The following is an 11,619-nucleotide window of genomic DNA, read 5'->3' as shown; positions in this document are numbered from 1 at the left end:
ATTATCATTTTTATCGATAGAAATTAAACCTAAGGAGAACATCGATGGAAATTAGACACCTTATTACATTTCAGACGATTATCGAAATCGGAAGTTATACAGGGGCTGCATTGCAATTGGGATACACTCAGTCCACGATCACTGCCCATATACAGTCGCTTGAAGAAGAGATTGGCGGGGAGCTTTTCACTTACGAAAGAAGGCACTTGAAACTTACTCAATTAGGGAGAGAATTAATACCTCTGGCAGAAGATCTACTGGCTACTCATGACCAGATTAGAAATATACGAAGCAACCAGGAGGTTAAAGGTGCTATAAAGGTGGCTGCACCAGAGTCTTTAACAATTTCTAGATTAAGCCCGATTATAAGGGAATTCTCTTTGAAATATCCTCATGTCAAATTCATCCTTATCAACGGTATATGTGAACAAAACCAGGTTGGCTTAATCAGTGGACGTGTAGATGTGGCTTTCATGGTCTACCCGGAAATACATCCGGAAAAATGCATTCATTATTCTTTGGCCCAGGAGAACATTGTCCTGGTGTGCAGCAATGACGGTCCAGACCATTTCGATGAATATAAGCGAGAGAACACCAACCATTTTTTTATTACGAATGAAGAAAGCTATAGTTATCGGACCATGTTTGAAAGATATCTTGTAAAGCATGATATTCACCCATTTCAAACCATGGAGTTATGGAGTATTGAGGCGATTAAACAAACCGTTATGAGTGGGCTTGGATTTTCTTTTTTGCCTTATATTACAGTTAAAGAAGACGTGAATAGAGGAAAACTTAAAATCGTAAGTCATTCCGAAAAGTTCGATCCGATATACTCCCATATGCTGATTAAAAAGAAAAAGTGGTTATCTCCAACAGTAAAAGCTTTCTCTGAATTTGTGATAAAGTCGATCCGTGAAACGGATAACGAACTCGAAAGTTCAAGATGACTACCATTTGTTGGATAATTGGTAATCGGGCCATGTTCTTGTCCCTCGACATTCCTTCCATGTCTCGTCAGCATATTGATCAAACAATTCGCCGGCTTCCACAAATTTGTCAGAGATTCAATCAGTTCTCGAACCAAATTAAATTCGCCGCGATATGAGATAATATCAGCAAGTCAGCGCTTGATACAAGAGACAAACGCAGTTTTGTCTTAAATGCATTGTTTGTGGATGGAGAAACCTACTGATTTTTCAACTCGATTCCCAGCTTTTCTTTTGTCCATTTGGTATGATTTCTCCTGGTTTGAACTTAATATCTGGACCCCATGGTCACAAATACGTAATTGTTACCGGTTGATCGTATTTACCGTTCTTATCTCCAGCCTGGCACATGTAGTTTTTGTGTCACCCGGCTTGTGACCGCTCGCTATTGCTGCTACACCCGTTCAACACGGCCGACATGTCAACACACCTACCATCAGCAGACTGCCGATCCGTCTTCTTTTTACTTTCGTTCAACTTTGTCACCCCACTCTAGGTAATGTAGATTACAGCATTTATAATAATGAATGAATCAGGTAACTGCCCATACTAACTTTACAACATTTATTGCACTAATTTAGGATACTGGAAATTGGATATCAGTGTTGCATTAATGCAATCTCCCCTGGACAGGCAAAAGCATCCCTGCAGGGCTGCCTCTTCTGCTGCAATCATTCATACTAATTTATCCAGTCATGTTCAGCATACAACGTATGGACATAGTGTGTTTAACTAATGCCAACTTAAAGTTTCACCCGTCGATTGCGCTTGCTTGGAATAACAGGTCGGATATCTCGATTTTGCAAAAGGTCCAGCATGCCATTGGTATCGTAATTTACGTTCCTTTCGATTCGCTTTTTTTAGAAAATAGAATGATATTGTTATTTTTGATAGAACATGCTATGATTGCGCCAAATAAAACCATTATTTGCAATCAATTTACATATTAATATTTAATAACCCAATGTTTATGATTACTATACTTTCTCCAACACATAACTGGAGTTGTCAATAAATGAACAGAGACCAGTATATGGTGACTCTCCTCTCGTAGTTCACTTTTAAATTCAATAAATGTAAGCGATTTCATTTCTATTTCTCGTGCCCTCTTCACAGCAGTTCTCCTTACGGGTAGAGGTCTGAGTATATTCTTGAGTTTGATAAATTTACGAATAGCTCGGCTTTGGACCATATAAAAAAACGGAGGTTATTGTTATGATTAGAAAATGTCTAGCTTTATTTCTCTCCTTCACTTTATTGCTTGGTGTCTCTCTCGTGCTAAGTGTAGATGCTGCCAATCGACCACTGGCTAAACTCCCTGGAAATTCCAACCCTCTAGTGGATCATAAATTGGGAGCTGATCCCTATTCATTGGTATATGGTGGAAGGGTGTATGTCTACATGTCAAGTGATACGTATGTTTATAACAATGATGGATCGATTAAAGACAATGACTTCAGTGCACTGGATCGCATCCAGGTCATTTCCTCCGCGGACATGGTGAATTGGACGGATCACGGAACGATACCGGTCGCAGGTGCCAACAACAAGAACAACGGTAGAGGCATTGCCAAATGGGCCTCTAACTCCTGGGCTCCAGCAATTGCGCATAAAAAATTGAATGGCAAAGATAAATTCTTTCTTTATTTTGCCAATGGTGGGGCAGGAATTGGAGTCCTGACAGCAGACACGCCGATCGGACCTTGGACAGACCCCCTCGGTAAAGCGCTTGTGACACATAGTACGCCTGGAATGGCTGGCGTGACATGGCTTTTTGATCCGGCTGTGTTGGTGGATGATGATGGCACAGGATACCTGTATAGCGGTGGGGGAATTCCTAACGAATCCGATCCCGCTTCCATTGCTAATCCTAAAACAGCTAGAGTGATCAAGTTGGGGGCCGATATGATAAGTGTTGTTGGAAGCACAACCACCATTGATGCACCTTACTTATTTGAAGATTCCGGTATTCATAAGTACAATGGCAAATACTATTATTCCTACTGCATTAACTTTGCCGGGACACACCCGCCACAGTACCCTGCAGGTGAAATCGGCTATATGGTCGGCGATAACCCGATGGGCCCCTTCACTTATAAAGGCCATTTCCTGAAAAACCCCTATACATTCTTCGGCGTTGGCGGCAACAACCACCATGCTGTATTTAACTTTAAAAATGAGTGGTACGTCGTGTATCATGCCCAAACGGTCAGCAAGGCACAAATTGGAAATGGAAAAGGCTATCGCTCTCCTCACATTAATAAGCTGGTGTACAATACCGATGGAAGCATCCAGGAGGTACAAGGGAATATGACTGGAATAGCTCAGCTATCCAATCTAAATCCATATACCAGAGTTGAAGCGGAAACCATGGCGTGGCAGGCGGGTATTACGTCCGAGCCCACTCAAGCCACTGGCGGTCCGGTCAGTAATCTGAATGTGACCAATATTCACAATGGGGACTGGGTCGCTGTCGGGAAGGCTGATTTTGGCTCTACCGGAGCAAAGACGTTCAAAGCCAATGTTGCCACAAATGTCGGTGGTAGTATTGAAGTACGTCTTGACAGTGAGACAGGCCCTTTAGTCGGCACCTTAAAAGTACCTTCAACTGGAGGTATGCAGACCTGGAGAGAAGTAGAGACCACGATCAATAATGCAACTGGGGTTCGCAACATTTATCTGGTGTTTACTGGGACAGGAAACGGCAATCTATTTAATTTGGATGCCTGGCAGTTTACCCCCAACACGGGGAGCAATACGGGGACAAAGGTTGAAGCTGAGAACATGAACATTGGCGGCACTTATGCGGGCAAGATCAGTACACCTTTTGACGGGGCTGCTCTGTATGCCACTGCTGACTATGCATCATACTCACAGTATTTTGCCAACCCTACGCATAATATCTCAGTACGGGGGGCTTCAAGCAATGCTAGTACGGCCAAAGTGGACTTGGTTATTGGAGGAGTAACTGTGGGTTCCTTTTATTTCACGGGCAAAACGCCGACTGTCCAAACTTTATCCAACATTACTCACGCTACCTGAGATCAGGACGTCAAACTCACCTTGACGAGCGATGACGGAACCTTGGATGCCTACGTGGATTTCATTGAATTTTCATTATGATCGCTCGTATTTATCTTAGCCAAATGTTTACTATATTGAGAATGTCTGGGTGTTTCATCCTCAGTGACTTACAAGTGTAACCCATGGAAAACGCCCTCTGGTGCTCGGGATTTGCTAGGGAAGCTCCCTAGTGTAATCTCGGGCACCATTTTACCTTAAATGGCTCCCTTTATATCCGTATTACAAAAATTGACATTTCGTATGAAAATAAGTAGTATAATTAGAAACATTTATGAATTTCTCGTTCCTCTCTATTCAAATTCCTGATCCTATCTAATTTAAGGAGTGAAAATGCTATGTGCGCACGAATGCTAAAAGCGAATGCAAGGAATGTAATCGGTAATTATTGCAAATGGATCGCGACTGGTATGATTTTAACTCTCACGGGATGCTCCCTTGCATCCGCCACCCCTTCGCCCTCTTCCTCAAGTAAAACCAGTAGTGAACCCGTCTCCTCCCTAGTTACATTTCAATTGCAAGAGGCTACGATTGCTCAGATGCAGGACGCGATGAAGTCAGGAGCACTGTCGAGTGTCGAACTCACCGCCCTGTACCTTAACCGCGTATATGCCTATGATGCTAGTGGCATTCGGCTGAATTCCATCCCTGTTCTGAACCCCGACGTACTAAAAGAAGCCGCTCAGGCTGATCAACTAAGGGCACAGGGTATTAAGACCGGTCCACTGCAAGGCATCCCCTACACGGTTAAAGACAGCTACAAGGTTAAGGGACTCACTGTCGCTTCTGGATCTCCAGCTTTCAAAAATCTGATGGCAAAAGACGATGCCTTTACAGTAGAGAAGATACGCAAATCCGGAGGGGTGCTCATTGGTAAAACCAACATGCCGCCAATGGCAGCAGGGGGAATGCAAAGAGGCGTTTATGGCCGTGCTGAAAGTCCGTACAATCCAAATTATTTGGCTGCAGCTTGGTACTCTGGCTCCTCTAACGGATCTGGCGTATCAACAGCCGCAACCTCGCTGCCTTCGGTATGGGGGAGGAAACGGTATCCTCTGGAAGATCACCAGCATCTAACAATGGTTTAATTGCCTACACGCCATCGCGGGGCCTAATCTCCATTCGGGGGAATTGGCCGCTCTTCCCTATACGGGATGTCGTTGTCCCACATACGAGGACTGTCGAGGACATGCTCCGCTTGCTTGACGTGATCGTTGTAGAAGATAAGATCACCAAGGGGGATTTCTGGCGAGAACAGAAAGCCGTTCGACTCCCTTCTGTCAACAGTGTCCGTCCCAAATCCTATTTAGAGCTGCGAGACATTCAAGCGTTAAAAGGCAAGCGCATTGGCGTTCCGAAAATCTATATTGGTAAGGACCATGAAACCACAACTCCGATCAAATTCAGACCTTCGATACAGGCATTATGGGAAAAAGCTGTAAAGGATTTAACTGCTCTTGGAGCTGAGGTTGTGGAAGTTGACTTCCCCTTGCAGGCGAACAGCGAGAAAGACCGGGCAACAGCAAAAACACCTGAGGAACGTGGTTTGATGCCGGCAAAGTGGGTTGAAAAGGAATTCGGATTGCTTAATCCTTATGCTGCTGAGGAATTCCTTAAAAGTGTGGGCGATCCGAATTTTCCGTCATGGGCTAATATCGACCCTGCAACCGTCTTCCCAAATCCGCCCGGTTCGGTAGATGCCAAACGTGGCAGAGACCTTGGCCACTATGACGTATTTATTGAAACCATAAAGAAAGGCGTCACCCCTTACGAACAAATTCCCCAGTTTCATGAAGGACTACGGGGGCTTGAAAATGTGCGAAAGATTGATTTTGAAAATTGGATGAAGCAAAACAACCTTGATTTTATTGCATTCCCGGCAAATTCGAATATCGGCAAAGCTGACTCCGATGTGAATGAAACATCCTATGAGGAGGCTTGGGAGAATGGCAACTATTTCTCCAATACGAATTTCATTCTACGCGAGTACGGTATCCCAAGTGTGTCTGTGAGTATGGGCGCTATGAAGGATACCGGAATGCCCGTTAATCTGACGATGGCAGGTGCCGCATACAGCGATAATGACCTGCTTCGTTACGCTTATTCCTATGAGCAGGCGACCAAAAACCGTCCTATTGCAGCACGCACGCCAGCGCTTGAGGATGAAACCTTTTCCTATAACCCGCAAACTGCTCTCCCACCCTCTAAACGCAAGGAAACAGGAACCCCTGAACTTAAGTTGAATGCTTCAATCACGGATGATGTTCTCACTTTGGAAGGTTCAGTCACAGATCAAAGCGATATCGCGCAGCTTAAAGTTTATGTCAATGGGATTCGTGTCGTTATTACAGAAGATAAAACCAATTGGTCAGCAACGCTTCCAACTACTAAATACAAACAGGGTGGTTCCTCCCAAGCCGATACGCTGCATATTCTCGTACTGGCCAAGGATATTTACGGAAATACCTCTGCTCAAGTCAAGTCAGTCACTTTACCCCAATGACGAAGGACATCATAGAACTCACTATAATTGTGGGTTCCATGACCGTAAGGTTCTCATTAGGGAAGCCATCGCTGCAGCTGGCCTGAGCGACGGGATATTTAAGCTTGCGGGCTGGAGGTTGGTCAGATGAAACTGCAACTTCCAGCTCTTTAAATTCTAATGCAACTTGACATGTTATAGCCTTGCTGTCTTGTTCATTGAACTATCGTTTCTCGATAGCTCAATCACTATTTGGATATTTGTTGAATAGAAACAATTGCTTAATCCTATCTAACCAAGGAAACGGATTAATTCATAGACTTTACTATCATCTAAAAGAAATAGAATTTAAGTTCAAGATCAAAAGTATTTAAATAATTTCGGTGTGTCTCCCTCTGCATCACGCATAGATTAAGATTAGATCATCATAAATAATCACACAGCAAGGCTGGATTAGATAATGCTACATATAGCGTTCGCGATTTGTATATTTGCATTTTGTGTAGTACTTGCTACAATCTATATTGATAATGAGAATCATTATTAACTAATTCGAAGGTCTGATTATGATCACCGAGCGCTTGTTGCCATGGAGAGACGTCGGTGTTGGATGTTAACTCGGTTGGCTTCGCCTACTTAAGCATGCACTGATCGGAATATTACCTAGGCGCAACATTATTTTTCTATAGAGAAAGGTTGATAGAGTTGACTACAAATAGACAATTATGCATTGGATTATCCTTATCTGCGACTTGGATGAAAGGAGACGGTTGGCGGCACCAGGACAGCGGTGTGGAAAAGATGGGGTCAATTGACTATTACATTGATTTGGCAAAAATGGCGGAGAAGGCAAAGCTCGATTTTATTTTCAAGGCGGATTATCTTTATGTTAGTCCGCAGATGCTGGGCGATTCCGCTAACTTTGGCAGTCCCGATCCTACAATGATTTTTGCGGCGATTGCTCGTGAAACTAAGCGGATTGGATTAGTGACAACGGTTTCCACCACTTTCAATCCACCGTATGTTGTCGCAAGGCAGCTTCAGTCGTTGCACTGGCTCAGTAACGGGCGCGCAGGCTGGAATATCGTAACTTCGATTGAAGGCGCAGAAAATTTCGGTGATTCGCCTATGCCTTCACCGCAAGAAAGATATGCGAAAGCAATGGAATTTACTGATGTCGTACGCAAACTATGGGAAAGTTTTCCTGATGAAGCGATTGTAATTGACCGCGAGTCAGACATTTTTTCTGATAAGAATAAGGTTTCTTCAATTAATCATTCAGGCGATTTTTTCAGTGTCCAGGGACCGCTTACTTTACCTGCCCATACATCGGGATCTATTCCTTTATTTCAAGCAGGCGCGTCAGATACAGGACGAAATTTTGCCTCTTCAATAGCGGATGCTATTTTTGCGGCCATGTCAGACCTTGAATCCGGAGTGGAATTGCGAAATGATCTGAGAAAAAGAGCCAAAGAACATGGACGACATCCGAACGCCATCAAAGTTTTGCCTGGATTATATTTTTTCTTGGCTGAAACTCACGAGGAAGCGCATGAATTACATAAGTCAGCACATGCGCATCTAAGTATGGAGCGCAGACATGCACTGCTCAAGTCAGTGCTTGGCCTTGATTTAAGCAGCTTTGCTTTGGATCATCGCATAACTGCCGATATGCTTCCTGATCCGAATCACCCAGTCCGTAGCCGGACACATGCTGAGCTTTTGCGCCGGTATATTATAAACCATCAGCCTACAGTGGAAGATGTGTTGGCAAGACCCGAGGTCGTCGGATCTGCTAATTGGGTTTCCGTTGGAACGGTTGAGGACGTATTGAATGATATTATTGAGCGTTTTGAGGCTGGGGCTATTGACGGATTTATAGCTCTTCCGGGCGGTTCAGAAGAATCTATGAAAATATTTTTTGAAAAACTGATGCCGCAGTTGGTTGAAAGAGGCTTGTTCAGAAGCGAATATGCAGGTTCGACTCTGAGGGCACATTTGGGTATTTAACACCCGATACTGTCGAGAACAAGACATTAAAAGTCGCTATTTTAGCGGCTTTTTTGTTCTAACGGTACAAGCACTTGTCTCAAGTCGAGGAAAAGAACTTGTACCTATTACCGTAAAGGACAAGCGATTTAGATTATTGGGTCAGCTATATATAAATCATTATGTTGTTTTGATCTTCAAATAAATAAGTTCTTAAAGTACAACTCTCCTTTGTGTCATAGGTAGATAAAAGGACGAACAGGATAACCGCCCTTTTATCCATGATAGGTTGTATTTAATGCCGTCCATTATGACAGAGGCTATTACTTAGCGTATACAGCCATTACAATATTTCGATATACCCTTCTGTTCCATGCACACGAATTCGTTGCCCATCTTTTATCAGTTTGGTAGCATTCTCCACTCCGACAACTGCGGGTAAGCCATATTCACGTGCGATAACGGCTCCATGAGTCATCAGTCCACCAACTTCGGTGACTAGGCCTTTTATGGATACAAACAATGGTGTCCAGCTGGGGTCAGTAAAGGCGGTGACTAATATATCTCCATCTTCCAGATCAGCATCTTCCATGTTTAAGATGACACGTGCTCGTCCCTCTATAACTCCGGTAGAAACAGGCAGCCCTACAATCGCTTCAGCTGGGAGATTTTCTCGTTTGTACTCACCCGCAATGATTTCACCATCAGACGTGATTACACGCGGGGGAGTTAGTTTTTCATATAATTTGTAATCGTCTTTTCGTTTACTGATGATCTGATAATCCAGTTTATTTGTGCGTACGACTTCGTGAAGTTCTTCAAAAGTGAGATCGTATATATCTTCTTTTTCGTGAATAATGCCAGCTTGTACGAGTTGTTCGGCTTCTTTTAGTAAAGCCTGCTTATAAACGAAGTAGCGATTAACCATGCCGTATTTAGGATATTCACGATAACCGATAAAATTCCTGATCAGATCGATCATCCGTTTTGTTTCCTTGGCTTTTTGTTCACCATCCGGTAATTGCTTCAATCGATCTAATAACTCTTGTTCTTTTTTCAAAGCCTCCTGTCGCCCCTGCTCAAATTTCCAATTGCCAGCATTAGGCTCAAAGTTTTTGATATTACTGAGAATCATGGGGACAAGTATAATTGGTTTTTCACTCCAACGAGTTCTCGAAATATCGATTTCACCGGCACATCGCATTCCGTATTTGTTGAGATAAGCATAGATAGCGTCTTGAGTTTCCTGTCCACCATCCAACTTAACCATTTCATCCAAAAAATTATCATCTTTTACATGTTGTAAATAATCAATTACCTCCGGATAAGGACGAATCGCATCTGCGACATCCAATAGCGCCAGACCCATTTCCGAAGTAATGTTGTTTGGTACAGATTGAGAAAGCGTATCTGCTGCGTTTTTTTCACCTAACCACTCGTACATTTTCTCATTGATCCATGACGAAGCATTCATAGCAGTCATAAAAACCTTTGAACTTTGTGGGTCAAATAAGATCTTCTTTAATTCTTGGAGATCTTCCAGAATAAAATCAAATAAATCTGCTCCTGATTTCGTTTGGATGTTTTGTTTTAATTCTTCTATCGATGTTTGACTGTTCTTAATCAAATCAGAAACGATTGCCGGATCGTTTTCGATTTGTGCTTGAAAACCTGCAGACGACCTACCTTTACTGATATTACCGGGACTCCGTTCTGTTCTATCATCTGGTAACGATTTTATAAAATCTCGCTCTATTAGGGTCATAAATGCGTCTTTTATGAGCGGATCAGATTGTCCCAGGGTATTTAAGAAAGTTTCTCTGCTGACAGGTGAAGCCAGCATATGTGTAACATCAACAAACAACCTTCCACCGGCTATACGCATGGGTGCAGGAGTTATTAACAGGTAAAAAGACAATCCCAATGGTTTTATCGGGTCAGTCATCATTTGTTGATGACCGACAGATACATAAACGTGATTTTCCTGATCATTTGCTTCAGGGATCGGGTATAAAGTCGTGATTGGACGACTCTGGACAATATAAAAAGTATCATGGGCCAAACACCATTCGATATCTTGTGGATAGCCAAAATAAGCTTCGATCTGTCTTCCCATGCGTGCCAGTTGTAAAATTTGTTGTTCAGTAAGGGTTTGAGTCTTTTGCTGATCGGGGTCGATCTGCCGGGTCTCTATTCCGCCTTCTCTTCGTCCATAGACAGCCAATTTTTTGGTTGCTATCCTCTTATCGACGATTTCCCCTTCCTGTACTTTATAACAATCGGCAGAGACCAAGCCAGAGACCAGTGCTTCTCCAAGTCCAAAACTAGCTTCGATCGATAGCAGCTTCCGGTTGGATGTAATCGGATCAGCGGTAAATAAAATTCCTGAAGCCTGCGGGAAAACCATCCTTTGAACGATAACGGATAAATAAACTTGACTGTGGTCAAATCCATTTTGCATACGATAGATAACCGCGCGATCCGTAAATAGGGAAGCCCAACATTTGCTGATATGCTGCAAGATTGCTTCTTTGCCGATGATATTTAAATAGGTGTCTTGTTGACCAGCAAAAGAGGCATGTGGCAAATCTTCAGCAGTCGCACTGGAACGCACTGCGTAAGCATGTTCTTCTCCAAACCGGGAGAGATAGTGAGTAACTGCTTCCACAACATCGGAAGGAACTTCTACTTCCATAATCATTTGTCGAATCTGCCTGCTGATTTCACCAATTTGAGCTCGTTCTTCTGCTTTTAGCCTTGTTAGTCGGTCCAACAATGCATAATACGTTTCTTTTTGTTCGATGGCTTTTTGATACCCCACTGTTGTAACACAAAAACCTTCTGGTACAGGTATTCCTTCAATTTTTGATAATTCCCCTAAATTTAACCCTTTTCCGCCAACCAGCAAAAACTGCGTTTTTTCCATTTCCTGAAAACCGAGAACCAAAGAACTCATTCAATATCTCTCCTAACTATTAAATTGAGAAAAAAACATTTGACAAGAGTTTAGCGGCATGGTAAAGTTAAAGTATAAAATGTGATTTTTATGTCAATTTAAATTTACGAAGTCACAATCTG

At 42.9% G+C, this 11,619-nt stretch carries 3 protein-coding genes and 2 pseudogenes; 4 read left to right on the top strand and 1 reads right to left on the bottom strand.

Annotation, left to right across the window (positions count from 1 at the left end):
- The first annotated feature begins 44 nt into the window (after nucleotides 1-44).
- The 4 genes and pseudogenes from NSS66_RS23615 to NSS66_RS23595 all read left to right on the top strand — a co-directional run bounded on the left by NSS66_RS23615 (nucleotide 45) and on the right by NSS66_RS23595 (nucleotide 8,562).
- A complete protein-coding gene (locus tag NSS66_RS23615) occupies nucleotides 45-950 on the top strand; it encodes a LysR family transcriptional regulator (protein WP_340959914.1) in 906 nt (301 codons plus the stop codon).
- Nucleotides 951-2,204: 1,254 nt separating this feature from the next.
- Nucleotides 2,205-4,112: pseudogene (locus tag NSS66_RS23610) on the top strand (carbohydrate-binding protein).
- A 296-nt stretch (nucleotides 4,113-4,408) separates the two neighbouring features.
- Nucleotides 4,409-6,573: pseudogene (locus NSS66_RS23600) on the top strand (amidase).
- 684 nt (nucleotides 6,574-7,257) lie between these two features.
- Complete coding sequence (locus tag NSS66_RS23595) at nucleotides 7,258-8,562, top strand: NtaA/DmoA family FMN-dependent monooxygenase (protein WP_340959910.1); 1,305 nt, start codon at nucleotides 7,258-7,260, stop codon at nucleotides 8,560-8,562.
- Between the two features lie 322 nt (nucleotides 8,563-8,884).
- On the opposite strand, the gene ppsA is transcribed toward NSS66_RS23595, so the two are convergent.
- A complete protein-coding gene (gene ppsA / locus NSS66_RS23590) occupies nucleotides 8,885-11,497 on the bottom strand; it encodes a phosphoenolpyruvate synthase (protein ID WP_075154236.1) in 2,613 nt (870 codons plus the stop codon).
- Between the last annotated feature and the right edge of the window lie 122 nt (nucleotides 11,498-11,619).

Origin of the sequence: Paenibacillus sp. FSL R10-2748 (genome assembly GCF_038005565.1) — a bacterium.
Lineage (GTDB): Bacteria > Bacillota > Bacilli > Paenibacillales > Paenibacillaceae > Paenibacillus > Paenibacillus polymyxa_B.
This window is presented reverse-complemented; position numbering and strand designations above follow the sequence as displayed.

Bases quoted from the DNA above. Each gene is read 5' to 3' on its own strand.
- ppsA (WP_075154236.1), bottom strand. From the start codon at position 11,497: ATGAGTTCTTTGGTTCTCGGTTTTCAGGAAATGGAAAAAACGCAGTTT.
- NSS66_RS23615 (WP_340959914.1), top strand. From the start codon at position 45: ATGGAAATTAGACACCTTATTACATTTCAGACGATTATCGAAATCGGA.